The 24,403-nt window shown below is 73.8% G+C and carries 21 protein-coding genes; 18 read left to right on the forward strand and 3 right to left on the reverse strand.

The features are described 5' to 3' along the window. The first annotated feature begins 45 nt into the window (after positions 1 to 45). The 15 genes from AB0447_RS32835 (at position 46) to AB0447_RS32905 (ending at position 18,813) form a co-directional block, all read left to right on the forward strand. Positions 46 to 1,209 carry an inositol-3-phosphate synthase gene (locus AB0447_RS32835; RefSeq protein ID WP_366480544.1) on the forward strand — a complete coding sequence of 388 codons (1,164 nt, stop codon included), beginning with the start codon at positions 46 to 48 and terminating at the stop codon, positions 1,207 to 1,209. Then, the gene (locus AB0447_RS32840) at positions 1,206 to 2,339 is read left to right on the forward strand and encodes an SCO3242 family prenyltransferase (RefSeq protein ID WP_366480545.1); all 1,134 of its coding nucleotides are present in this window, start codon (positions 1,206 to 1,208) and stop codon (positions 2,337 to 2,339) included. Before AB0447_RS32835 ends, AB0447_RS32840 begins: the two co-directional genes overlap by 4 nt. Continuing rightward, positions 2,336 to 3,178, forward strand: coding sequence for a sugar phosphate isomerase/epimerase family protein (locus AB0447_RS32845; RefSeq protein ID WP_366480546.1), 843 nt, complete (start codon positions 2,336 to 2,338; stop codon positions 3,176 to 3,178). The genes AB0447_RS32840 and AB0447_RS32845 overlap by 4 nt, the downstream gene beginning before the upstream one ends. Then, entirely contained in the window at positions 3,175 to 3,750 is a 576-nt protein-coding gene (locus tag AB0447_RS32850; RefSeq protein ID WP_366480547.1) for an EboA domain-containing protein, read from the forward strand. Before AB0447_RS32845 ends, AB0447_RS32850 begins: the two co-directional genes overlap by 4 nt. After that, positions 3,750 to 4,607 carry a TatD family hydrolase gene (locus AB0447_RS32855; protein WP_366480548.1) on the forward strand — a complete coding sequence of 286 codons (858 nt, stop codon included), beginning with the start codon at positions 3,750 to 3,752 and terminating at the stop codon, positions 4,605 to 4,607. The genes AB0447_RS32850 and AB0447_RS32855 overlap by 1 nt, the downstream gene beginning before the upstream one ends. Positions 4,608 to 4,611: 4 nt before the next feature. After that, on the forward strand, positions 4,612 to 5,790 hold the full coding sequence (gene eboE, locus AB0447_RS32860; RefSeq protein ID WP_366480549.1) for a metabolite traffic protein EboE: 1,179 nt from the start codon (positions 4,612 to 4,614) through the stop codon (positions 5,788 to 5,790). A 14-nt stretch (positions 5,791 to 5,804) separates the two neighbouring features. Next, entirely contained in the window at positions 5,805 to 7,205 is a 1,401-nt protein-coding gene (locus tag AB0447_RS32865; RefSeq protein ID WP_366480550.1) for a nucleotide pyrophosphatase/phosphodiesterase family protein, read from the forward strand. 92 nt (positions 7,206 to 7,297) lie between these two features. Then, on the forward strand, positions 7,298 to 8,770 hold the full coding sequence (locus AB0447_RS32870; RefSeq protein ID WP_366480551.1) for an FAD-dependent monooxygenase: 1,473 nt from the start codon (positions 7,298 to 7,300) through the stop codon (positions 8,768 to 8,770). Positions 8,771 to 8,921: 151 nt separating this feature from the next. Further along, complete coding sequence (locus tag AB0447_RS32875; RefSeq protein WP_366480552.1) at positions 8,922 to 9,758, forward strand: NAD(P)H-binding protein; 837 nt, start codon at positions 8,922 to 8,924, stop codon at positions 9,756 to 9,758. Positions 9,759 to 9,788: 30 nt separating this feature from the next. Continuing rightward, positions 9,789 to 10,706 (forward strand): alpha/beta hydrolase, encoded by a 918-nt coding sequence (locus AB0447_RS32880; protein WP_366480553.1) that lies wholly within the window; start codon positions 9,789 to 9,791, stop codon positions 10,704 to 10,706. A gap of 48 nt (positions 10,707 to 10,754) precedes the next feature. Further along, the gene (locus AB0447_RS32885) at positions 10,755 to 12,278 is read left to right on the forward strand and encodes an FAD-dependent monooxygenase (protein ID WP_366480554.1); all 1,524 of its coding nucleotides are present in this window, start codon (positions 10,755 to 10,757) and stop codon (positions 12,276 to 12,278) included. Positions 12,279 to 12,472: 194 nt separating this feature from the next. After that, complete coding sequence (locus tag AB0447_RS32890) at positions 12,473 to 13,111, forward strand: hemerythrin domain-containing protein (protein ID WP_366480555.1); 639 nt, start codon at positions 12,473 to 12,475, stop codon at positions 13,109 to 13,111. A 146-nt stretch (positions 13,112 to 13,257) separates the two neighbouring features. Then, positions 13,258 to 15,177 (forward strand): FAD-dependent monooxygenase, encoded by a 1,920-nt coding sequence (locus AB0447_RS32895; protein ID WP_366480556.1) that lies wholly within the window; start codon positions 13,258 to 13,260, stop codon positions 15,175 to 15,177. A gap of 208 nt (positions 15,178 to 15,385) precedes the next feature. Further along, positions 15,386 to 17,344, forward strand: a complete 1,959-nt coding sequence (locus tag AB0447_RS32900) for an FAD/NAD(P)-binding protein (RefSeq protein ID WP_366480557.1) — start codon at positions 15,386 to 15,388, stop codon at positions 17,342 to 17,344. Between the two features lie 41 nt (positions 17,345 to 17,385). After that, entirely contained in the window at positions 17,386 to 18,813 is a 1,428-nt protein-coding gene (locus AB0447_RS32905; RefSeq protein ID WP_366480565.1) for an adenylosuccinate lyase family protein, read from the forward strand. A gap of 16 nt (positions 18,814 to 18,829) precedes the next feature. On the opposite strand, the gene AB0447_RS32910 is transcribed toward AB0447_RS32905, so the two are convergent. The 3 genes from AB0447_RS32910 to AB0447_RS32920 form a co-directional block, all read right to left on the reverse strand. Beyond that, positions 18,830 to 19,288 (reverse strand): carboxymuconolactone decarboxylase family protein, encoded by a 459-nt coding sequence (locus AB0447_RS32910; protein WP_366480558.1) that lies wholly within the window; start codon positions 19,286 to 19,288, stop codon positions 18,830 to 18,832. A gap of 174 nt (positions 19,289 to 19,462) precedes the next feature. Continuing rightward, positions 19,463 to 20,215 carry a glucose 1-dehydrogenase gene (locus AB0447_RS32915; protein ID WP_366480559.1) on the reverse strand — a complete coding sequence of 251 codons (753 nt, stop codon included), beginning with the start codon at positions 20,213 to 20,215 and terminating at the stop codon, positions 19,463 to 19,465. Continuing rightward, on the reverse strand, positions 20,215 to 21,195 hold the full coding sequence (locus AB0447_RS32920; protein WP_366480560.1) for a ScbA/BarX family gamma-butyrolactone biosynthesis protein: 981 nt from the start codon (positions 21,193 to 21,195) through the stop codon (positions 20,215 to 20,217). The genes AB0447_RS32915 and AB0447_RS32920 overlap by 1 nt, the downstream gene beginning before the upstream one ends. A 457-nt stretch (positions 21,196 to 21,652) precedes the next feature. Between AB0447_RS32920 and AB0447_RS32925 the strand changes: the two genes are divergently transcribed. The 3 genes from AB0447_RS32925 to AB0447_RS32935 all read left to right on the forward strand — a co-directional run. Beyond that, the gene (locus tag AB0447_RS32925; protein ID WP_366480561.1) at positions 21,653 to 22,900 is read left to right on the forward strand and encodes a cytochrome P450; all 1,248 of its coding nucleotides are present in this window, start codon (positions 21,653 to 21,655) and stop codon (positions 22,898 to 22,900) included. Positions 22,901 to 23,100: 200 nt separating this feature from the next. Further along, complete coding sequence (locus AB0447_RS32930; protein ID WP_366480562.1) at positions 23,101 to 23,763, forward strand: ScbR family autoregulator-binding transcription factor; 663 nt, start codon at positions 23,101 to 23,103, stop codon at positions 23,761 to 23,763. A gap of 230 nt (positions 23,764 to 23,993) precedes the next feature. Continuing rightward, positions 23,994 to 24,403, forward strand: a 410-nt coding sequence (locus AB0447_RS32935; RefSeq protein WP_366480563.1) for a winged helix-turn-helix domain-containing protein, incomplete at its 3' end; no start/stop codon positions are given.

The following is a 24,403-nucleotide window of genomic DNA, read 5'->3' on the forward strand; positions in this document are numbered from 1 at the left end:
AGGGTTCTGCGTCCGCGAAGCGCCGATGTGCTCTGGAGGCCGGCCATGCAGCGTCACACCGATGAACCCGAGACCGGCCCCGTCGACCCGGTCCCGACCGGGACGGGGGTGTGGCTGATCGGGGCCCGCGGCTCGGTGGCCACCACGGTCGTCGCCGGGTGTGCCGCGCTGGCCGCCGGGCTGTGGCCGGCCGCCGGGATGGTCACGGAGACCGGCCCCTTCGCGGACCTCGGGCTGGCGCCGCTGGACTCGCTGGTCTTCGGCGGGCACGACACTGCGGCCGGGCCGCTGCCGAAGCGGGCCGAGGAACTGGCCGCGGGCGGGGTGCTGCCGCACGGGCTGCCGGCGGCCGTGCACCGGGAACTCGCGGAGGCGGACGCGGAGATACGGACGGGCGGGCCGCTGCCGGGCGACACCCGCGGCGACGAGGAGCTGATCGAGGCCTTCGCCGCGGACATCGAGGACTTCGTACGGCGCCGGGGGCTGGCCCGGGCCGTGGTGGTGAACGTGGCGTCGACCGAGCCGGTGCCGTCGGAGCCGGCCGGGGCCGGGGCCCGGCTGCCGGCGAGTTCGCTGTACGCGGCGGCGGCGCTGCGGGCCGGCTGCGCGTACGTCAACTTCACCCCCTCGGCCGGGGTCCGGCATCCCGCGCTGGCGGACCGGGCGGCGGCCTCCGGGCTGCCGTACACGGGCCGCGACGGCAAGACCGGGCAGACGCTGCTGCGCTCGGTGCTGGCGCCGATGTTCGCGCAGCGGGAGCTGCGGGTGCGGGCCTGGTCGGGGACGAACCTGCTGGGCGGCGGCGACGGGGCGGCGCTCGGCGAGCCGGCCGCGGCGGCCGCGAAGAACGCGGGGAAGAACCGGGTGCTGGAGGACGTGCTGGGCGGGCTGCCCGAGGGCACCACGCACATCGACGACGTACCGGCGCTCGGCGACTGGAAGACAGCCTGGGACCACGTCGCGTTCGAGGGCTTCCTGGGGGCGCGGATGGTGCTCCAGACGACCTGGCAGGGCTGCGACTCGGCGCTCGCGGCGCCGCTGGTGCTGGACCTGGCCCGGCTGCTGGCCCGGGCCCACGAGGCGGGCCTGTCCGGGCCGCGGCCGGAGCTGGGGTTCTACTTCAAGGACCCGGACGGCACCGATGCGTCGCTGGCCCGCCAGTACGAGGAGCTGCTCGGCTTCGCCGCGCTGCTGAGGGAGAGCCGGTGAGCGGGCGCGGCCGCCGGCGGGCCTGGGCGGAACTGCTGCGGGTGTCCGCCGTGTTCACCGTGCCCGGGGACGCGCTGGCGGGTGCGGCGGCGGCCGGGGTGCGGCCCGGCGCGCGCACCGGGCTGGCCGTCGGGGCGTCCGTGTGCCTCTACGAGGCGGGGATGGCGCTCAACGACTGGGCGGACCGGGAGGAGGACGCGGCGGAGCGGCCGGAGCGGCCGATCCCCTCGGGCCGGATCCGGCCGGGGGCGGCGCTGGCCGCGGCCGGCGGGCTGACGGCGGCGGGCCTGGTCCTCGCGGCCTGCGCGGGCCGGCGGGCGGCCGCGGTGGCGGGTGCGCTGGCGGGCACGGTGTGGGCGTACGACCTGGGCCTGAAGCACACGAAGGCGGGGCCGGCGGCGATGGCCGCGGCCCGCTCGCTGGACCTGCTGCTGGGCGCCGCGGCGGCCTCGCCCGGGGGGATCCGTCCGGCCCTGCCGTCAGCGCTGGCGCTGGGCGGCCACACGTACGCGGTGACGGCGGTCTCCCGCCGCGAAACCCAGGGCGGTGCCCCGCTGACCTCCCTGGCGGCCCTGGCCGGCACGGCGTTGCTGGCCGTGGCCACGACCCGCCCGACGACCGGCCGCGCCTGGACCGGTCTCGGCCTGGCGGGCCTCGCGGCCCTGCCGGAGCCGGGTGTTCTGTCGGCCCCGGCGGGACCGGGCGCGGCCTCGGCCTTGGCGGGTCCGAACCTGAACCTGCCCCGCCTCGCCGATGCGGTGATCGGCCTGCCGGCCCTGCCGGAACCCGGTCCGAGCGGGCCCCGGCCCGCCGAAACGGCGGGCCGGGTGAGGGCCCTGGCCGAGGCCGGACTGGCCGGCGCCTGGCGGCTGACCGGGCCCGGCCGCGGCCCGGCGGCCCTGGCCGGGCTGGCCGCGTTGTACGCGGGGACCGTGGGGTGGCCCTTGGTGCACGCCGTGCTCAATCCGTCGCCGCCGCTCACCCAGAAGGCCGTCGGCGGCGGTATCCGGGCCATGATTCCGCTGCAGGCGGCGCTCGCCGCCCGGGCGGGGGCGCCGGGGACCGCGCTCGCGCTGGCCGGGCTGGTGCCCGTGGCGCGGCGGCTCTCGCGGAAGGTGAACCCGACATGAGCCTGCGACTCGGCTACGGCACCAACGGCCTGACCGACCTCCGGCTGGACGACGCCCTCACCCTGCTGGCGGACCTCGGATACGACGGGGTCGGGCTGACCCTCGACCACATGCACCTCGACCCGATGGCGCCCGGCCTGGCCGCCCGCACCCGGCTGGTGGCCCGCCGGCTCGACCAGCTGGGGCTCGGCGTCACCGTGGAGACCGGCGCCCGCTACGTCCTCGACCCGCGCCGCAAGCACGGCCCTTCGCTGCTGGATCCGGACCCGGAGCAGCGGGCGGTCCGGGCCGGACTGCTCGTCCGGGCCGTACGGGTCGCCGCCGACCTCGGCGCGCACGCGGTGCACTGCTTCAGCGGGATCCGCCCCCCGGGCATGGCGCAGGACACCGCCTGGAAGCTGCTCGCGCACGCCCTGGGGCCGGTGCTCGACGCGGCGGAGAGCACCGGTGTGCCCCTCGCGATCGAACCCGAGCCGGGCCATCTCCTCGCCACGCTCGCCGATTTCCACCGGCTCCGCGCCGAGCTCGGGGATCCGCCCGTACTCGGCCTCACCCTCGACATCGGGCACTGCCAGTGCCTGGAGCCGCTGCCGCCCGCGGACTGCGTACGGGCCGCCGCGCCCTGGCTGCGGCACGTCCAGATCGAGGACATGCGACGCGGGGTCCACGAGCACCTGCCGTTCGGGGACGGCGAGATCGACTTCCCGCCCGTGCTCGACGCCCTGGCCGGGACCGGCTACCGCGGGCTGACCGTGGTCGAGCTCCCCCGGCACTCCCACGCCGGGCCCGAACTCGCCGCCCGGTCCCTGCGGTTCCTGCGCGACGGAGGCATCCGATGACCCTGACCGAATCGGTGGCCGGGCCCTGGCTGGACGCCGCCCTGGACCAGGCCCGGCGGCGGCTGCCCGAGTGGGAGCTGCGGTTCGCCGAAGCCGGCCGTCGCTGCCGTCCCGCCGGCGGCGACGGGGCCGCCGACACCGCCCGGGTGGAACTGCTGGCCGCGGCCCGCCCGGACGCCGCCGACACCGCCCGGCTCTACCACCACGGCACCGCGGCCGAGCGCCGCGCGGTGCTGCTGGCCCTGCCCCGCCTGGACCTGCCCGCCGCCGACGGCCTGCCGCTGGTCGAGGACGCGCTGCGCAGCAACGACACCCGGCTGATCGCGGCCGCGGTGGGCCCGTACGCCGCGGAGCACCTCGGCCCGCACGCCTGGCGGCACGCCGTCCTGAAATGCCTGTTCACCACGGTCCCCGTGGCCGCGGTCGCGGACCTGGCCCAGCGGGCCGCCGGGGACCGCGAACTGGCCCGCATGCTCGACGGGCAGGCCGCCGAACGCCTCGCCGCCGGCCGCCCCGTCCCCGAGGACCTCCACCGCGTACGCGCCCTGACCAGAGAGGCGGCGCAGGCCTGATGCGCATCTTCGATCCGCACATCCACATGACCTCCCGCACCACCGACGACTACGAGGCGATGCACGCCGCCGGGGTCCGCGCCGTCGTGGAGCCGGCGTTCTGGCTGGGTCAGCCCCGCACCTCGCCCGAGTCGTTCTACGACTACTTCGACGCACTGCTCGGCTGGGAGCCGTACCGGGCCGCCCAGTACGGCATCGCGCACCACTGCACGCTCGCCCTGAACCCCAAGGAGGCGAACGACCCGCGCTGCACGCCGGTCCTCGCCGAACTCCCCCGCTACCTGGTCAAGGACAACGTGGTCGCGGTCGGCGAGATCGGCTACGACGCGATGACCCCGGCCGAGGACGCCGCGCTGGCCGAGCAGCTGCAGCTGGCCGCCGACCACGAACTGCCCGCCCTGGTCCACACCCCGCACCGGGACAAGCTGGCCGGCCTGCGCCGCACCGTCGACGTGGTGCGGGAGTCCGCCCTCGACCCGGAGTGGGTGGTCCTGGACCACCTGAACGAGACGACGGTCCGGGAGGCCAAGGACGCCGGCTGCTGGCTGGGCTTCTCCGTCTACCCCGACACCAAGATGGACGAGGACCGGATGGTCGCCCTGCTGCGGGAGTACGGTCCGGAGAAGGTGCTGGTCAACTCGGCCGCCGACTGGGGGAAGAGCGATCCGCTGAAGACCCGCCGGGTGGGCGAGGCCATGCTGGCCGCCGGGTTCGACGAGGACGCCGTCGACCGGGTGCTGTGGCGCAACCCCGTGGCGTTCTACGGCCTGAGCGGCCGGCTGGACCTGGAGCCCGCCCGCCCGGACGACCCGTACGCCCTGCACGAGGGCAACTCCATCCTCCGCGGCGGGGCATGAGCCGATGCGTTTCCGCCACCCCGACGGGTCCACCGTGCACCTGGCCTACTGCACGAACGTCCACCCCGCGGAGACCCTCGACGGGGTGCTGGCCCAGCTGCGCGACCACTGCGAGCCGGTCCGGCGGCGGCTGGGCCGCGACCGGCTCGGCATCGGTCTGTGGCTGGCCCGGGACGCGGCCCGCGCGCTGACCGCGGACCGGTCGGCGCTGCGCGCCCTGCGGGCGGAGCTGGAGCGGCGCGGCCTGGAGGTGGTCACCCTCAACGGCTTCCCGTACGAGGGCTTCGGCGCCGGGCAGGTCAAGTACCGGGTGTACCGGCCCGACTGGACCGAGCCGGCCCGCCTCGCGTACACCGAGGACCTGGCCGTGCTGCTCGCCGGACTGCTGCCCGAGGACGCCGCGTACGGCACGATCTCCACCCTCCCGCTGGCCTGGCAGACCCCCTTCGACGGGGACCCGGCGGCCGCCGGGGCCGCCCGGGACGCGCTCGTGCGGCTCTCCGCGCGGCTCGACGCGCTGGAGGAGGCCACCGGCCGGTCCGTCCGGGTCGGCCTGGAACCCGAACCCGGCTGCACCGTCGAGACCACCGCCGACGCCATCGCCCCGCTGGCCGGGATCGGCGGCGGCCGGATCGGGCTGTGCCTGGACACCTGCCATCTCGCCACCTCCTTCGAGGAACCCAAGACCGCCCTGGACGCCCTCGCCGAGGCCGGTGTCCCGGTGCTCAAGAGCCAGCTGTCGGCGGCCCTGCACGCCGAGCACCCGCACCTGCCCGAGGTGCGGGCCGCACTGGCCGACTACGCCGAGCCCCGGTTCCTGCACCAGACCCGCACCCGCACCCCGGACGGGCTGCTGCACGGCACCGACGACCTCGGCGAGGCCCTCGCCCAGGGCGCGCTGCCCGACACGGCGCCCTGGCGGGCCCACTTCCACATGCCGCTGCACGCGGCCCCCGAGCCGCCGCTCGCCACCACCCTGCCGGTGCTCCGCGAGACCCTGGCCGGCCTGGTCGGCCAGGGCACCGCCGTCACCCACCACCTCGAGGTGGAGACGTACACCTGGCAGGCCCTCCCGCCGGCCCTGCGCCCCGCCGGCCCGGCCGGGCTCGCCGACGGCATCGCCGCCGAACTCGCCCTGGCCCGCGACCTGCTCACCGAGCTGGGACTCACGGAGCTGATGTGACCAAGGAGACCGGGATGACGGACCCCGAGCAGACCCCCGCCCCCACCCCGCTGCTGGTCCTGGACGTGGTCGGGCTGACCCCCCGGCTGCTGGCGCACATGCCGCACCTCGCGGAGCTCGCCGGATCCGGGTCGAGCGCCCCGCTGGGCACCGTGCTGCCCGCGGTCACCTGCTCGGCGCAGGCCACCTTCCTGACCGGCGCACCGCCGAGCGAGCACGGCATCGTGGGCAACGGCTGGTACTTCCGCGACCTCGGCGAGGTGCTGCTGTGGCGGCAGCACAACGGCCTGGTCGGCGGGGACAAGATCTGGGACGCGGCCCGCCGCAGCCACCCCGGGTACACGGTCGCCAACATCTGCTGGTGGTACGCGATGGGCGCCGACACCGACATCACCGTCACCCCCCGCCCGGTGTACTACGCCGACGGCCGCAAGGAACCCGACTGCTACACCCGTCCGGCCGCCCTGCACGGGGAACTCACCGAACGGCTGGGCACCTTCCCGCTGTTCCACTACTGGGGCCCGAACGCCGGACTGGTCTCCTCGCAGTGGATCATCGACGCCACCCGGCACGTCATGGCGACCCGCAGCCCAGACCTGACCCTGTGCTACCTGCCGCACCTCGACTACGACCTCCAGCGGTTCGGCCCCGACGACCCCCGCTCGCACCGGGCCGCCGCCGAACTGGACCGGGCCCTGGCCCCCCTGCTGGCCGACGCCCGCCGGGCCGGCCGTACGGTCCTCGCCCTGTCCGAGTACGGCATCACCCGCGTCAGCCGGCCCGTGGACATCAACCGGGCGCTGCGCCGGGCCGGCCTGCTGGAAGTGCACGTCCAGGACGGAATGGAGTACCTGGACGCGCCCGCCTCGCGGGCCTTCGCCGTCGCCGACCACCAGATCGCCCACGTCTACGTACGCCGCCCGGAGGACCTGCAGGCCGCGCGCAACGCCCTGCGGGAGCTGCCCGGCGTCGCCGAACTCCTCGACGACGCGGGCAAGAAGGAGCACGGCCTGGACCACCCGCGGTCCGGCGAGCTGGTGGCCGTGGCCGAACCCGACGCCTGGTTCACGTACTACTACTGGCTCGACGACGCCCGGGCCCCCGACTTCGCCCGGCACGTGGAGATCCACCGCAAGCCCGGCTACGACCCCGCCGAACTGTTCATGGACCCGCTCGACCCGTACGTGAAGGTCAGGGCGGCCCGGGCGCTGGCCCGCAAGAAGCTCGGGATGCGCTACCGGATGGCCGTGGTTCCGCTGGACCCGTCCCCGGTCCGCGGCAGCCACGGCCGGCTGCCCGCCGACGAGGTCGACGGGCCGCTCCTCATCTGCTCCGTGCCCGGTGCGGTCGCCGGACCCGTCGAGGCGACCGGGGTGAAACCGCTGCTGCTGAGGCTGGCCGGCCTTCCCGGGTGAGCCGTCCGCAGGCGGGATTCCGGCAGGGCTCCACCAGAACTACCCAGGCTTCTGGATGACCCACGACATCGATCTGCACAAGGAGTCCGAACATGGCAAGGGAAGCGATAGTCGTCGGCGCGGGTCCGGTCGGGCTGATGCTTGCCGGCGAACTCCGGCTCGGTGGCGTGGACGTCGTCCTGTACGACAAGCTGCCCGCGCCCAGCGGGGAGTCCCGCGGCCTGGGCTTCACCGGGCGGACCGCCGAGATCTTCGAGCAGCGCGGGCTGCTCTCCCGGATCGGTGAGTTCCGGTGGGGGCAGCACGGGCACTTCGGCGGGGTGCGGATCAACTTCGATGCGCTGGAGGAGAGCCACTACGGGGTGATGGGCCTGGCCCAGTCCCGTACCGAGGACATGCTGGGCGGCTGGCTGGAGGAGCTCGGGGTCCCGGTGGTGCGCGGGCACGAGCTGGTCGGCTACCGGGAGACCGCGGACGGCATCACCGCCGAGTTCGAGGGTCCGGACGGGCGGGTCGAGGAGAGCGCCCGGTACCTGGTCGGCTGTGACGGCGGGAAGAGCACGGTCCGCACCCTGGCCGGGATCGCCTTCCCCGGCGAGGAGGCCACCCGCGCCATGTACCTGGCCGATGTCGTCGGCGCGGGCATCCGGCCCCGCCCGATCGGCGAGAAGATCCCCGGCGGCGGCATGGTGCTGTCCGTCAGCACCAAGCCGGGCACCGACCGGATCGTCGTCCACGAGCCGGGCGTCCGCCCGCACCACGGCGAGGGCGAGCTGACGTTCACCGAGGTCGCCGACGCCTGGCAGCGCATGACCGGCGAGTCGATCCACGAGGCGGCGGCAACCTGGATGTGCGCGCTCACCAACGCGCAGGGCCAGGCCGAGGAGTACCGGCGCGGCCGCGTCTTCCTCGCCGGGGACGCCGCGCACGACCACGCCCCGATGGGTGCGCAGGGCGTCAGCGTCGGTCTCCAGGACGCCGTCAACCTCGGCTGGAAGATGGCCGCGACGATCCGCGGCTGGGCCCCCGAGGGCCTCCTCGACACCTACCAGTCCGAGCGCCACCCGGTGGGACGGAAGCTGCTGCGCAACACGCTCGCGCAGTCGCTGCTGTACCTGAGCGGGGACGAGATGGAGCCGATGCGGGCCGTCATGCGCGAGCTGGTGCAGATCCCGGAGGCGGCCCGGCACCTGGCCGGCGAGGTGAGCGGCCTCGACATCCGCTACGAGGTGGGCGCGACCGGCCACCCGCAGCTGGGCCTGCGCCTTCAGCCCAACCTGGAGCTGGAGCTCGCGGACGGCGGCCGGACCACGGTGGCCGAGCTGCTGCACGCGGGCCGGGGTGTGCTCATCACCACCGACGGCTTCGCCGCGGAGCGGGAGCTGGCCGCCGGCTGGTCCGCCCGGATCGACACCGTCACCGGAAGCTGGACGCGTACGGAGACCTCGGGCGGGCTGCCGGTGCCGGACGCGGTGCTGCTGCGGCCGGACGGATACGCCGTGTGGGCGGCCCCGGCCGGCGGCGACCTGTCCGACGCCCTCAAGTCCTGGTTCGGCCCGGCCTGACCGGCCCGCGGCGGGGCCGGCGCGCCTCCGCCCCGCCGCGGTGCCCCGGCCGCGCCACCGCACACGTACCACCGCCCGCGCCCCCTACCCCCGTCCGTGCCCGGCGGCCGCCCCCGGCCGCCGCGCCCCACGTCCCCGGAGGGACACCGCCATGACCGTTCTCGTCACCGGAAGCCGCGGCAAGGTCGGCTCCCACCTCATCGGCCTGCTGCACGCCCAGGGCATCGCGGTCCGGGCCGGCTCCGCCGACCCGTCGAAGCTCACCCTGCCCGCCGGCGTCTCGTCCGTACCGCTCTCCCTCGACGACCCGGCCGGGTTCCCCGCCGCGCTCGACGGGATCGAGTCGGTGTTCCTGTACTGCGAGCCCTCGCACGTCGACGCGTTCGTCAAGGAGGCCGAGGCCGCCGGCGTCCGGCACGTCGTGATCATGTCCTCGGACGCGGTGCTGCTGCCCGACGCCGCCGACAACTGCATCGCCGCCCCGCACCTGGCGGTGGAGCAGGCCTTCGCGGGCACCTCCATCACCACCACCCCGCTGCGCTGCGGCGCCCTCGCGGGCAACGCACTGCCCTGGGCGTGGGCCCTGCGCGCCGCCGGCGCGGTCAACCTGCCGTTCCCCGACAGCTACGCCGACCCGGTCAACGAGAAGGACATCGCGGAGGCCGCCTTCGCCGCGCTCACCAAGCCCCACTTCCAGGGCCGCTCCTACCACCTGACCGGCCCCGAGGCCCTCACCTTCGCCGAGCAGGTCCGCATCGTCGAGGCGGCCGCCGGCCGCAACGTCCCGGTACGGGTGGTGACCCCCGAGGCCTGGAAGGCCGCCCGCGCCGGATACATCCCCGCGGACATCGCCGACCAGCTGCTGGTGCTGTGGGCGCAGGACACCGAGCCGCTCAAGCTCACCGGCGACATCGAGGAGCTGACCGGCCACCCGGGCCGCACCTTCGCCGACTGGGCGCAGGAGAACGCGGACGCCTTCCGCGGGTGAAGGAACAGAACGGAAAGGGATTTGTTCGACATGTCGGTTGACTTGGACGTACAGGGGCCGGCCACGCCGGACGGCCCGACCGACGAGGAGCTGGCGCAGTCGCTCCCCGGCAACTTCCGCAGCCGGTACGCGGACCTGGGCGACGTACGGCTGCACTACGTGGAGGGCGGCGAGGGCGAACCGCTGTTCCTGCTGCCCGGCTGGCCGCAGACCTGGTGGGAGTTCCGGAAGGTCATGCCCTCGCTGGCGCGCGACCGCCGCGTCATCGCGGTCGACCTGCGCGGCATGGGCGGCTCCAGCCGCCCGGAAGGCGGCTACGACAAGAAGACGATGGCCGGGGACATCCGCGCGCTGGTGCGGGAGCTCGGCTACGACCGGGTGGACGTCGCCGGGCACGACATCGGCGCGATGGTGGCCTTCAGTTTCGCCGCCAACCACCCGGACGCGATCCGCCGGCTCGCCCTGCTCGACGTGGTGCACCCCGACGAGAGCCGCTACGAGATGCCGCTGCTGCGCCGCCCCGGCCGCGGCTTCAACATGTGGTGGTGGGCGTTCAACCAGGTCCCGGAGCTGCCCGAGAAGCTGGTCGCGGGCCGCATGTGGCACCTGGCCGACTGGCTCTTCGAGAACTCCCTGGTCGACCCCGCCTCCATCGGCCCGGCCGACCGGGCCGTGTACGCCCGCGCCTACGACTCGCCCGAGGCCATCCGCGCGACCAACCGCTGGTACCAGAACTTCCACCAGGACATCGAGGACATGAAGTCCTACGACAAGATCGGCGTCCCGGTGCTGGGGATCGCCTCGCCCGCCAGCATCGACCAGTTCGAGCAGGTGCTGCCCACCCTGGCCGCCGATGTGCAGGTGGTGAAGGCGGAGAAGTCCCTGCACTGGATCCCCGAGGAGCAGCCGGAGCTGGTCGCCCGGTCGCTGGCCGAATTCTTCGCCTGACCACTTCGCCTGACCACCTTCAACGATGTGTACGAGGAGAGCGAGCCCATGGGGAAGGACGTAATAGTCGTCGGGGCGGGACCGGTCGGGCTGATGCTCGCCGGCGAGATCCGGCTCGGCGGCGCGGACGTCGTGGTGTACGAGAAGCTGCCCGCGCCGAGCGGGGAGTCGCGCGGGGTGGGATTCACCAAGCGTGCCGCCGAGGTCTTCGACCAGCGCGGGCTGCTCGCCCGGTTCGGCGAGGTCGAGTACGCGCAGGGCCACTTCGGCGGCGTGCGCATCGACTTCGGCAAGCTGGAGGACAACCACTACAGCGTGCGCGGCATCCCGCAGTTCCGGACCGAGGAGATCCTGGAGGCCTGGGTCCGCGAGCTCGGCGTGACCGTGCGCCGCAACCACGAGGTGACCGGCTTCCGGGAGACCGCCGAAGGGGTCGTCGTCTCGTACGAGGGCCCGGACGGGCCGGGCGAGGAGAGCGCCGCGTACCTCGTCGGCTGCGACGGCGCGCGCAGCATCGTCCGCAAGCTGGCCGGAATCGACTTCCCCGGCTGGGAGGCCACCCGCGGGATGTACATGGCCGACCTGGTCGGGGCGAACATCCGGCAGCGGCCCATCGGCGAGCAGGTGCCGGGCGGCATGGTGATGGCGTTCAACCTGGAGGACGGCGTCGACCGCATCGTCATCCACGACGAGAAGCTGCGCCCCCACGAGGACAAGAGCAAGCTGACCTTCGGTGAGATCGCCGACGCCTGGGAGCGGATGACCGGCGAGTCCGTGCACGGCGCCGAGGTCCGCTGGGTGAGCGCCTTCACCGATACGACCCGGCAGGCCGCCGAGTACCGGCGCGGCCGGGTGTTCCTCGTCGGCGACGCCACCCACATCCACATGCCGGCCGGCGCCCAGGGCATGAGCGTGGGCGTCCAGGACGCCGCGAACCTCGGCTGGAAGCTGGCCGCCGCCGTCAAGGGCTGGGCTCCCGAGGGCCTGCTGGACACCTTCCAGTCCGAGCGGCACCCGGTCGGCGAGGGCCTGATGCGCAACACCCGGGCGCAGACCCGCCTCTACCTGACCGGTGAGGAGATGGAGCCGCTGCGCGCCGTCATGCGCGAGCTGGTGGAGATTCCGGAGGTGGCCCGCCACCTGGCCGGACTGGTCAGCGGCATCGACGTCCGCTACGACGTGGGCGGCTCCGGCCACCCGCTGGCCGGCCTGCGGATGCCCGACCTCGCGCTGGAGCGCGCCGACGGCACCCGCACCCGGGTCGCGGAACTCCTGCACCCGGCCCGCGGCATCCTCCTCGTCACCGCCGGCGACGGCGCGGCCGCGGACGAGGCCCGCGCGCTCGCCGCCGGCTGGTCGGAGCGCATCGACCTGGTCGAGGCGCGGTGGGATCCGGCGGGTGCGGCCGGCGGGCAGCGCCTGCCGGAGGCGGTGCTGCTGCGGCCCGACGGCCACGTCGCCTGGGCTGCACCGGACGGCGGCGCGCTCCGAGAGGCGCTCGAGGCCTGGTTCGGCCCGGCTCGAGAGGCACTTGAGGACGCCGTTTCCGTCGGGGCGGCCGCCGTAGTGTGAAAGGGACCGGCGCCCCGCTGGGTGGCGAGGACGCCCGGGGGCGGCGCGAGAAGCACGGTGTGACGGGCGGCTGATCCCGCGGGACAGCCGCCCGCCCGCACCGTGCAGGGCACTCGCGCCGCGTTCCGCACCCAGCGAGGCGGGAGTGCCCGCCGCGTACGGCGGGCACGGGGACCCACGGGAATGGGAGAGCCATGAGTGGCACCTTCAAGCACGACATGACCATGATGTTCGTCATCCACGACGCCCTGCGGCGCGAACTCGACCACGTGGCCAGGATCGCCGCGCGCACCAGCGACGACCCGCGCACGGTACTGCGTACCGCGGCCGGCTGGGAGCTGTTCAAGAAGTACCTGCACGTGCACCACGGCGCGGAGGACGAGGCCCTGTGGCCTGCCGTCCGCGAGGCGCTGGCCGGCCGGCCCGACGACCTGGCCGTGATCGACGCCATGGAGGCCGAGCACGCGACCATCGACCCGCTGCTGGACGCGGTGGACGCCGCCCTGGCCGACCCGAACGGCGGCACCGAGCGCCTCGGCGACCTCGTCGACGCGCTCGTCACCGGCATCGGCGGACACCTCAAGCACGAGGAGGACGCGGGTCTTCCGCTGGTCGACGACGTGGCGACGCTGCCGCTGCTGATCGCGTTCGGCCAGGCCCACACCCAGCGCATCGGCCCGGACAGCCCCAAGTACCTGCCGTGGCTGCTGGACGGCGCGTCCGAGGCCGCCAGCGAGTCCGTGCTCCGGGTGCTGCCCGAGCCGGCCCGCGAGGCGTACCGCACCCAGTGGGTGCCGGCCTACGCCGCCAGCGACCGCTGGGCCGTGGGCTGACGCCTGCGGACCACGGCTGATCCCGACGGGCGGCCCGGTCACCGCGGATCGCCGCGGTGACCGGGCCGCCCGCTGCCTTGCCCGGCCCCTGCCCCGGCCCTGCGCCCTGGAGCACGTACCCCGAACGGGGAATGGAGGAGAAGCGGATGAGCAACGCGACCCTGCACGTCGCGGTGATCGGTGCCGGCATCGGCGGCCTGGCCGCGGCGATGGTGCTGCGCCGGGCCGGCCTGCACGTGGACGTGTACGAACAGGCCCCGGTCCTCTCGGAGGTCGGGGCCGGACTGCACCTCGCGCCGAACGGCAGCCGGCTGCTGCACCGGCTCGGGCTCGGTGAGCGGCTCCGCGAGGTCGCGGTGCGGCCCGAGGCCCTGGAAGTCCGCCTGTGGGACAGCGGCCGGGTGGTCGACCGCCAGCGGATGGGCGACGCCTGGGAAGCCGCGTTCGGCAGCCCGCACTACACGGTCCACCGCGCCGACCTGCACCGCATCCTCGCCGACCAGGTCCCCGCGGAGAGCATCCACCCGGGGCACCGCTGCACCGGGTTCGCCGAGGACGAGGACGGGGTCCGCATCGACTTCGCCGACGCCACCAGCCGGCGGGCCGACCTGCTGGTCGCCGCCGACGGAGTGCACTCGGTGGTGCGCCGCGCCACGGCCGGCCCCGAACAGCCGGTCTGGTCCGGGACCGCCGCGATCCGCGGTGTGGTCCCCCTGGACCGGCTGCCCGGCCTGGCCGCCGACACCATGTTCGTCTGGACCGGCGCGCAGGAGCGGCTGCTCGCCGCCCCGGTCCGGTCCGGCCGCGAACTCTCCTTCGTGGCCGTCGTACCCGACCCGGCCGACCGCGGCGACTCCTGGACCCGGCCCGGCGACCCGGAGGCGCTGGCCCGGCTGCTGGCCGGCTGGGAGCCCGCCGTACGGGGCCTGGCCGCGGCCGTCGAGGAGGCCGGGCACTGGACCCTGTACGACCGGGAGGCCCTCGCCTGCTGGAGCACCGCCCGCACCACACTCCTCGGGGACGCGGCCCACCCGATGCTGCCGCACCACGGACAGGGCGCCAGCCAGGCCCTCGAGGACGCGGTCGCGCTGGCCGGCTGCCTGACCCGCGAGCCCGACGGCCCGGGCCGGGTCGCGGCCGCCCTGCGCCAGTACGAGGAACTGCGCCGCCCGCACACCGCGCGGGTCCGCGAAGGGGCCCGGGACGGCGGCGCGCAGCGGCTCCACCGCGGCGCCGCCGCGCCCGCCGGGCGGCCGCAGGGATCGATGGACTCGCTGGTGGAGGACGTGTCCTGGGTGCAGCGCTACGACGTGGAGGCGGCCCTCGCGGCCGTGCCGCAGAATCCGGGCGCGCGGATGTACCAGGAGTTCCTCGCCTCGCACGCAGTCCTGCGCCGCGGCACCGACATGGTCGCGGACGCCTTCCAGCTGCTCGCCGACGGGGAACCCGTTTCCGTCGGGGCCCTGGTGGACACGGCGAGCTGGCTGATCGAGTCCACCCACCACCACCACGTCAGCGAGGACGACCTGTTCTGGCCGGTGCTGCGCGAGCTGTACCCGGAGACGGCCGGGGACTTCGACACGCTCAAGCACGAACACGACGAGCTCAACGAGGAACTGAACGCCCTTCAGGCCGCCGTCGAAGAGCTCGCCGCCCTCACCGGACCGGCTGCCGGACCGGCTGCGGGAGCATCTGCCGGACCGGGCGGCGCCGAGGCGGTCGCGGAGGCGGTCGCGGAGGCGATTGCCGGGCCCGCGACGGCCGGAGCGCAGGCCGCCCGCCGGGTCCAGAAGGTGCTCGGCGCCCATCTCGACTCCGAGGAGCCGGTGGTGAAGGACCTGTTCCCGGGCGTCAGCGGCAGCGAGATCGACCGGCTGCGCAAGGCCATCACCGAGGGCGGTCCGCGCACCGGCGCGCACCTGCTGTTCGGCCTGCTGGAGGACCCGGACATCGCCCCCGGCTACGACCTGCTGGTGGCGAACTTCCCGCCGGCCGCCCGCGCGGCACGGCCGCAGCTCATCGAGCAGTACATGAAGACGCTTCGGGAGCTGCGACTGGTCCCCTGAGCCCGCGGACACCGCACTCCACTGGTCCCGAGCCGCTACCGAGCTGCTGCTGAGCCGCTCAGGAGCCGCTCTTGAGCCGCTCTAGTCGGCTGAACCAGCCTTGATGTCGGACGGAGAGCGGCCCTGACCGGGCCGTGTTCGGAAGGCGCCCCGAGCCTCCGGCCGACGCGTGGATGGCACACCCGATACGGACCAGTGGAGAGTGACCATGACCAGCCGGCAGCTCGACGTCTGCCTCATCGGCGCCGGACCAAGAGGGCTCTCCGTTCTCGAACGGATCTGCGCCCATGCCGCCGCAGGCGACACCGGGCCCCTCACCGTCCATGTGGTCGACGACTGCCCGCCGGGCCCCGGACAGGTATGGCGCACGGACCAGTCCGAGCACCTCCTGATGAACACCGTGGCCAGCCAGGTGACCATGTTCACGGACGAGAGCGTGACGCTGAAGGGGCCCCTGTCCCCCGGCCCCAGCCTCTACGAGTGGGCACGCTTCCTGACCCTGATGGGCCCCATCGACGACTGGGGCCACAGCGAGGCCGTCCTCGCGCAGGCCCGCGCCCTGGGCCCCGACTCGTACCCGACCCGGGCGTTCTACGGGCACTACCTGGAGTGGGTCTTCCGACGGGTCGTCAAAACCGCCCCGGACCGGATCCGCACCGTGGTGCACCAGGCCCGCGCCGTGGCCCTCGACGACGACCCGCACACCGGCACCCAGACCGTCCGGCTCTCGGACGGCACCCGTCTGGAAGGGCTCCAGGCGGTCGTCCTCGCCCAGGGCCACCTGCCGGTACGGAACACCGGGACGCAGCGCGAACGCGCCGCCTTCGCCGCCCGGCACGGCCTGAACTACATCACCCCGGTGAACCCGGCCGACGCGGACCTGTCCGCCGTCCGCCCCGGCGAGACGGTGGCGCTGCTCGGGCTCGGACTCAACTTCTTCGACCACATGGCCCTGTTCACCCTGGGGCGCGGCGGCCGTTTCGAACGCCGCGACGGCCGTCTGGTGTACGTGGCCTCCGGGCTGGAGCCGAAGCTGGTGGCCGGCTCCCGGCGCGGGATGCCCTTCCACTCGCGCGGCGAGAACCAGAAGGGGGCGCACGGCCGCCACATGCCCGCCGTCCTCGACCCCCGCACGGTGGAGGAGCTCCGCGACCGGGCCCGGCAGGAGGGCGGCCTGGACTTCCGCCGCGACCTGTGGCCGCTGATCGCCAAGGAGACCGAGACGGTCTACTACACGGGGCTGCTGGCCGCCGAGGGCCGGCACGCCGAGGCCGAGGCCCTGCGCACCGCCTGCCTGGCGGCCGCCCCGGGCAGCTCCCGGCTGCACGAGATCCTCGCGGAGGCCGGCATCGGCGAGGAGCTGCGCTGGGACTGGGCGCGCCTCGCCAAGCCGTACCAGGGCCGGTCCTTCGACTCCCCGGAGGAGTTCCGCAGCTGGCTGCTGGACCACCTGCGCGACGATGTGGCGGCGGCCCGCGCCGGCAATGTGGACGGCCCGCTGAAGGCCGCCCTCGACGTGCTGCGGGACCTGCGCAACGAGATCCGGCTGATCATCGACCACGGCGGTCTGACGGGCCGTTCGTACCGGCAGGACCTGGACGGCTGGTACACCCCGCTGAACGCCTTCCTGTCGATCGGTCCGCCGGCCAGCCGCATCGAGGAGGCCATCGCGCTGATCGAGGCGGACGTGCTGCGGGTGCTCGGCCCGGAGGCGCGGCTGCTGCCGCTCGCCGACGCCGAGGGCGCGTTCGGGGTCGAGTCCGCGCTGGTGCCCGGCTCCCGGGTGGCGGCGACCACGCTGATCGAGGCGCGGCTGCCGGAGATCGACCTGCGGACCACCGCCGATCCGCTGCTCCGGCACCTGCTGGACACCGGGCAGTGCCAGCCGTACGAGATATCCGGGCCCGGCATGGAAACCCACGAGACGGGCGGCATCGACGTCACGCACGCGCCGTTCCACCTGGTGGATGCCGGCGGCCGCCCGCACCCGCGCCGGTTCGCCTACGGGGTGCCCACCGAATCCGTCCACTGGGTCACCGCCGCGGGCATCCGCCCGGGCGTGGACTCCGTCACCCTCCAGGACTCCGACGCCATCGCTGGCGCGGTCCTGGCCCTGACCGCGGGCAGCGAGGAGACCCGTCTGCCCGTGAAGGAGCTGGTCCGTTGACCTCCGCCGTCCCCGCCCCCGCCGCTTCCCCCTCCCCGGCCCTGCCGCCGTCCCCGGCCCCGTCACCGTCCCTGTCGCCGTCCCCGCCGGGGGCCGATTCCGGTCTGCTGAGCCCCGTACGGGCCGGCACCGCGGCGGAAGCGGCCACCGCCGACGAGGCCTGGCTCCAGGCGATGCTGGACGCCGAGGCCGCACTGGTCCGGGCGCAGGCGCAGCTGGGCACGGTGCCGGCGGAGGCGGCCCGCGTCATCAGCGGGCTGGCCCGGCGGGAACACCTGGACCTGGCGGAGATCGCCCGCAGCAGCCGGGAGACCGCCAACCCGGTGGTGGCGCTGGTCCGGGCGTTCACCGCCGTGGTGGCCCGGCACTCCCCCGAGGCCGCCGAGTACGTGCACCGCGGCTCCACCAGCCAGGACATCTTCGACACCGGGGCGATGCTGGTCTCCGCCCGGGTCCTGGACCTGTTGGTGGCGGACCTCGACGCCGTGGCGGTGGCCCTGCGGGCCCTGGCCGCCGGCCACCGCGACACCCTGATGGCGGGCCGGACACTGGCCCTGCACGCCGTACCGACCACCTTCGGGCTGAAGGCGAGCGGCTGGCTGGTGGCCGTCGAGGCGGCCGCGGACCGGCTGCGCCGGCTGCGGGCGGAGGGCCTCCCGGTGCAACTGGGCGGTGCGGCCGGCACGCTGGCCGGCTATGTCGAGTACGCCCGTACCGGTCCGCACGCGGTGGCGGACCCGGAGGGCTACGCGAGGGAGCTGACGGCCCGGTACGCCGTCGAGTGCGGGCTGACGGCGCCGGCCCTGCCCTGGCACGCGGCCCGTACCCCGGTCGCCGCGCTGGCGGCCGAACTGGCGCTGGCCACCGGCGTCCTGGGGAAGATCGCGGTGGACGTGCAGTCGATGGCGCGCACCGAGGTCGGCGAGGTGGCCGAGCCGGCGGTGGCGGGCCGCGGCATCTCCTCGGCGATGCCGCACAAGCGGAACCCGGCGCTGGCCACCCTCATCCGCTCGGCCGCGCTCCAGCTGCCCGCGTACGCCGGGGTGCTGGCGCAGGCGATGCTCTCGGAGGACGAGCGGTCCGCCGGGGCCTGGCACGCGGAGTGGCAGCCGCTGCGGGAGTGTCTGCGGCTGGCCGGCGGGGCGGCGGCCACGGCCCGGGAACTGGCCGAGGGGCTGCGGGTGTTCCCGGAGCGGATGCGGTCGAACCTGGAGCTGACCGGCGGGCTGGTGGTCACCGAGCGGCTGGCGGCCGTGCTGGCCCCCGTGCTGGGCAAGGCCGCCGCCAAGGAGCTGATGAGCGAGGCCTCGGCGGAGTCCGCCGCGTCCGGGCGCCCGCTGGCGGAGGTGCTGGCCGCGTCGGCGGTGCTGGGCCGGCACTTCGGCGCGGATGCGCTGGCCGGACTGCTGGACCCGGCCGGGTACACGGGTGCGGCGGGGGCGCTGACCGATGCGGTGCTGAAGGGCTGAGGACCCGTCCCGGACCTCAGGTCCAGGCGGCGCCGGCCATCTGGCGGGTCGCCACGTTGAGCCGGTTCCACACGTTGACCGTGGCGATGGAGAGGATGAGCGCGGCCAGCTGCGGCTCGTCGTAGTGCTTCGAGGCCTCGTCGTACACCGCGTCCGGCACCGGGTCGCTGGTGTCGGCGACCCTTGTGACTGCCTCGGCGAGGGCGAGGGCCGCCCGCTCGGCGTCGGTGAAGTAGGGGGTGTCGCGCCAGCCGGCCACGGCGTGGATCCGCTCGTCCGTCTCACCGAGCTTCTTGGCGATCCTGGGGTGCATGTCGAGGCAGACCCCGCAGGCGTTGATCTGGCTGGCGCGGATGTGGGCGAGTTCCAGGGTGCGCTCGCTGATCCCGGTCTTCGCGACGGCCTTGCCGATGGCGAGCAGAGCGGGCATCGCACCGGGGACGACAGAGGCGGGATTTCCCATTCGTGCGGTCATGGCCGTATTCCTTCGGTTTGCTGGGCTGGTGCCCGTTTCGGTCCGTCACAGCAATGACGGGACCGGAGCCGAGGATGTGACCGCGGAGGGGGAGATTCTTTTTTTGTTTCTGCCGTGCGGCCGGTCGGGGCGGGTGGGGGCCGCCCCGACCGGCCGGGCTCGGCGGTGGCGGGCTCAGCGGGCGGTGCGGCCGCCGTCCACCGGCACCGTCGCCCCCGTGATGTAGGAGGACCGGTCGCTGCACAGCCAGGCCGCGGCCTCGGCGATCTCGTGGGGGGCCGCGAGCCGCCCCACCATCGCCTTGCCCGCCATGGCGGGCTCCCGCCCGGGGTCCTGGTCGAGGTACTCGCCGAGCATCCCGGTCCGGGTGGCACCGGTGGCGATCGCGTTGACCCGGATGCCCCGGCTCCCGTACTCGTTGGCCGCCGCCTTGGTCAGCCCGATCACCGCGTGCTTGGCCGCGATGTACGGGGATCCGGCGACGGTGGCGACCAGCCCGGCCGTACTGCTGTTGTTGACGATGGCCCCGCCGCCGCCTTCGAGCATGGCGGCGATCTCGTACTGCAGGCAGTGCCACACGCCGCGCACGTTGGTGTCCATGACGCTGTCGTACGTCTCGTCGTCGACCAGGTGCATCGGGCCGGGCATCGCGGCGAGTCCCGCGTTGTTGAAGGCCGCGTCCAGCCCGCCGAAGGCCTCCGTGGCCGCGGCCACCGCGCGGGCCACGTCGGCGCGCTGCCGGACGTCCGCGAGGACGTACTGGGCGCGGTGGCCGGCCCCGGTGAGTTCGGCGGTGAGTCCGGCGAGTTCCTTCTCCCGCCGGGCGACCAGGGTGACGGCGGCGCCCTCCCGGCAGAAGACCCGGGCGGCGGCCGCGCCGATCCCGGTGCCGGCTCCCGTGATGAGGACCGATTTCCCCCCGAGCATCAGAGCGCGGCCGGGGTGCCGGTGACGGAGGCCTCGAAGACCAGGGTGCCGTTCTGGTGGCCGGTGACCTCGACGGTGCGGGTGCCGGCGGGTCCGCCGGGCAGCAGCCGGGCGTCGATCCAGCACTCCGTGTCGAGTTCCGCGTAGGCGTGGAAGGCGGTGGTGATGGCCGAGGGGACGTATCCGGAGCCGGGCAGTTTGACGCAGGCGGCCTGCCGGGCGGCCTCGATCAGCACCATGCCCGGGTGGTGGTCGTTGGCGTGCTCGAAGAGGATCGGGTGCCCGAGGTCGGGGCTGAGCAGCCAGCGGTCCGGCAGGCCGGAGGGGGCGAGGACCACGTCGAAGGGGAGCAGCCGGCCGGCGTCGGCCGCCGGTATGGGGGTGAACCGCTCCAGGGGCCGCAGGGCCGCGTCCGGTCCGTGGTTGCCGCGCAGCCGGCGGTAGACGGCCGGGGGCACGCAGCTGAAGGTGGCCGTTCCGGAGGCGGCGACCCGGCCGTTGCGGTAGATGGTGACCTCGAGCAGTCCGGAGAATCTGCTGCCCTTCCAGACGAAGTCGGTGCAGGTGGCGATGAGTTCGAGCTCGGAGGGGTCGGTGCCGATGTGCAGCTGCTCGGGGTCGGTCGTGAAGCCGAGGCTCCACAGCAGCACGTTGTGGCCCAGCGGTACGCCGTACTCGGCGTGGCAGAGGAAGAGTCCGACCTGGCGGATCGTCTCGCCCGCCTGGACCGGGTCGTGGCTGGTGCCGTCGCGGCTCACGAAGAAGGTGTGGGCGCGGGGCCACTGCCCCTTGAGGGAGAAGACGTTGTCCCCGATCCGCTCGTAGCCCGTCAGGAACACCTCGGCGAGGGAACTGCGGTGGACGTACTCACGGGGAACGGTGGTGGTCAGGCTCGGGTGCTCATTGCAGCGTGTCCATGGCGCCGCGGCTCCGTGGTGCGGGACTAAGGGGGCCTTCTTCTCGAACGTGAGCAGGGTCATGGACCTCTCCACAGAGCCGGATCGACGGATGAGGGGCTTCAGACACGCAAGATACGTACTCTCCGGTTTTGTTTGCAAGGTGCTAATCCCCCACCGTTGCCTCACGTGCCCCGCTGGGAACTTGTGAGCCGGATGTCCTCACACACCACATTCCTCGCCTGCCAAGGCGGATCGGCCAAAACGGGAGACGGTGCGGGTGAGGGGCCTGGAACCCAAGTGGGAGAGGGACCTCCGCTCTTCCGGACCACCCCGACAGGGGGGCGGAATCAGGCCGTTGGCCGGGGTCGGCCCGGTCGGTGGCACGGTCTGCCACCTGGGCCGGTAATGGTGGCGACACCCCATCCGACCTGACAGAATTGGGCCCGCCGTCGGTTCCATGAGAACCGGCCGGGCGGTTTGTAAACGGGGCGTCGAGTCGGTCGGCACCCCCCAACCGCCGACCTGCTGGAGACCCCTGATGCTCCGTCAATGCCCGATAGCCATCGACCCCTCGGGACGGAACGTCCACGCCGAGGCGGCCCGGCTCAGAGAGCTCGGACCGATCGTCAAAGTGGTGCTGCCGGGCGGGGTTCCGGGTTGGGCGGTCGCCGGGCACGAGGCGCTCAGAGAACTCCTCGCCGACCCCCGGCGCGTCTCCAAGGACGCCTACCGCCACTGGCGGGCCTGGATCGACGGCGAGGTCACCCACGCCTGGCCGCTGTCCATCTGGGTCTCGGTGCAGAACATGATCACCGCGTACGGGGAGGAGCACACCCGGCTGCGCAAGCCCGCGATGGCCGGCTTCGGCGCCCGCCGGGTCGCCGCCCTCCGCCCCCGCGTCGAAGCGGTGGCCGCCGAGCGGCTCGACGCGCTCGCCGAGCTGCCCGCGGACGAGGTGGTGGACCTGCGCGCGCACTACGCGCACGAGGTGCCGACCCGGGTGATGTTCGAGCTCTTCGGCATCCCCGAGCGGTCCTGGGCCATGCTCCACAAGATCATCAACGGTTTCTTCGACACCGGCATCTCGGTGGAGGAGGCCCGGCAGAACTCGGTCGACCTGTACGAGACCATGGCCGACCTCGTCGCGTACAAGCGGGCGCACCCGGCGGACGACCTCACCAGCGCCATGCTCGCGGCACGCGACGACGAGAACGGCGCGCGGCTGACCGAGAAGGAGCTCACCGACAACCTGATCCTGCTGTTCACCGCGGGCTACGAGACCTCGGTGAACCTGATCTCCAGCGCCGTCGACCTGATGCTGCGCCACCCCGCCCAGCGGGAGCTGGTGGAGTCCGGGCTTGCGGCCTGGGAGGACGTCGTCGAGGAGACCCTGCGGCTGGAACCGCCGGCCGCCAACGGGTTCCTGCGGTTCGCCGTCGAGGACATCGAGATCGACGGAACGGTGATCCCGGCGGGAGACCCGTTCATCGTCTCCTTCGCCTCCGTCGGGCGCGATCCCGCCCTGCACGGCGCCGATGCGGACGCCTTCGACATCACCCGGCCCAGCCGCGGGGACCACATGGCCTTCGGCTTCGGAATCCACTACTGCCTGGGCGCCACCCTCGCCCGGCTGGAGGCGGCGGTGAGCCTGACGGCCCTCTTCCGGCGGTTCCCGGAGATCTCGGCCGCGGGCTGCCCGGGCCGGCTGCCCCGGACGGAATCCTTCATCTCCAACGGGCTGCGGGAGCTTCCGGTGCGGCTGGGACCGCAGCGGGTGACCGGCTGATCGGGGTCGCGTGGTCGCGGTCACGGAGGAGCGCCGCAGGTGGCGGGCGCAGTGGCCGCGGAGAAGTCAGGCAGTCGAGCCCGGATGGAGGGTTTGTCAACTCCCGCTTGATAAAATACGGACCTTCTGGTTGGTTTTGAGGAGGGGGCGTGGATCCTGTCTTGGGGACACGCCAACGACCGATGACTTTCGGAGGCACCGTGGCACGGCAGGAGCGTGCGGTCCGTACGCGTCGCGCGATCTTGGAAGCGGCCGCGGCGGTATTCGACGAGCGCGGATACGAGGCCGCGACCATCGCGGACATCCTTGCGCGCGCGGGCGTCACCAAGGGCGCCCTGTACTTCCACTTCTCCTCCAAGCAGGAGCTGGCCCAGGGCGTGCTCGACGAGCAGCTGGCCGAAGGCGGGGTACCCAGCCGGGACAGCAAGCTGCAGGAACTCGTCGACGTCGCGCTGCTGCTGGCGTACCGGATGAAGCGCGATCCGATGCTCAGCGCCGGCGCGCGCCTCTCGCTCGGGCCCGACATGCGTGAGATCTTCGGCGGCGGTTCCGTGCCCGGCTGGATCGAGTTCACCGAGCAGCTGCTCGCCCAGGCGAAGGCGCAGGGCGAACTCCTCCCGCACGTCGATCCGGCGGAGACCGCCTGGATCATCTCCGCCTGCTGGACCGGGGCCCAGATCTACTCGCAGACCCTGAACGACCGCGATGACATCGAGGAGCGGATCGCCGGGGTCTACCAGCACATCTACCCCGGCATCGCCACGCCGGCGGTGCTCGCCCGGCTCACCATCACCGCGCAGCGGGGTGCCGAAGTCGCCGCCGAGATCGAGGCGGACCGGGAAGCCGAGACGGCCGGGGTTTAAGCAGACCGGAAGGTTTGCTTCTGAGGCCCGCTTGCGGCCGACTGGCGTCCGCCTCTGAGTTGCACGATCCCCTCGCCCCTACTGAACTACCAGTTCAGTAGGGGTTTCTGAGTGTACGCCCAGATCGAAGACACCTTAAAACAGCACGACCGGTTTGATATTGACAAACCGTCGGTGCTGTTTTCTACTGAACTCGGCGACGGGCCACCCACGAACACGGGGAGTACGGCGTGGACATCTCAGTACTGGGTGCACTGGCGGTGCGTGAGAACGGGGTTTCGATCACGCCGACCGCTCCCAAGCCGCGGCAGGTTCTCGCCCTGCTCGCGTTGCACGCCGATCAGGTGGTGCCGGTGGCAGCGCTGATAGAGGAGCTGTGGGCGGGTGAGCCGCCGCGTAGTGCGCGGACCACTCTGCAGACGTACGTGCTGCAGCTGCGGGCCCTGATCACCACCGCGCTCGAAGCCGGCGGCGAGGAGGAGAGCCGGACGGCGAAGGACGTCCTGGTGACCCTGCCCGGCGGATACCTCCTGGCCTCCAACGGAGGCTCCAGCGACGTCCGCGAGTTCGACCGCCTCGCCGGAATGGGCTACCGGGCCATGGACGCCGGCGACTTCCCCGGCGCCGCCCGCCTGCTGCG

Source organism: Streptomyces sp. NPDC051211 (assembly GCF_040689505.1).
In the GTDB taxonomy this organism is placed as follows: domain Bacteria; phylum Actinomycetota; class Actinomycetes; order Streptomycetales; family Streptomycetaceae; genus Streptomyces.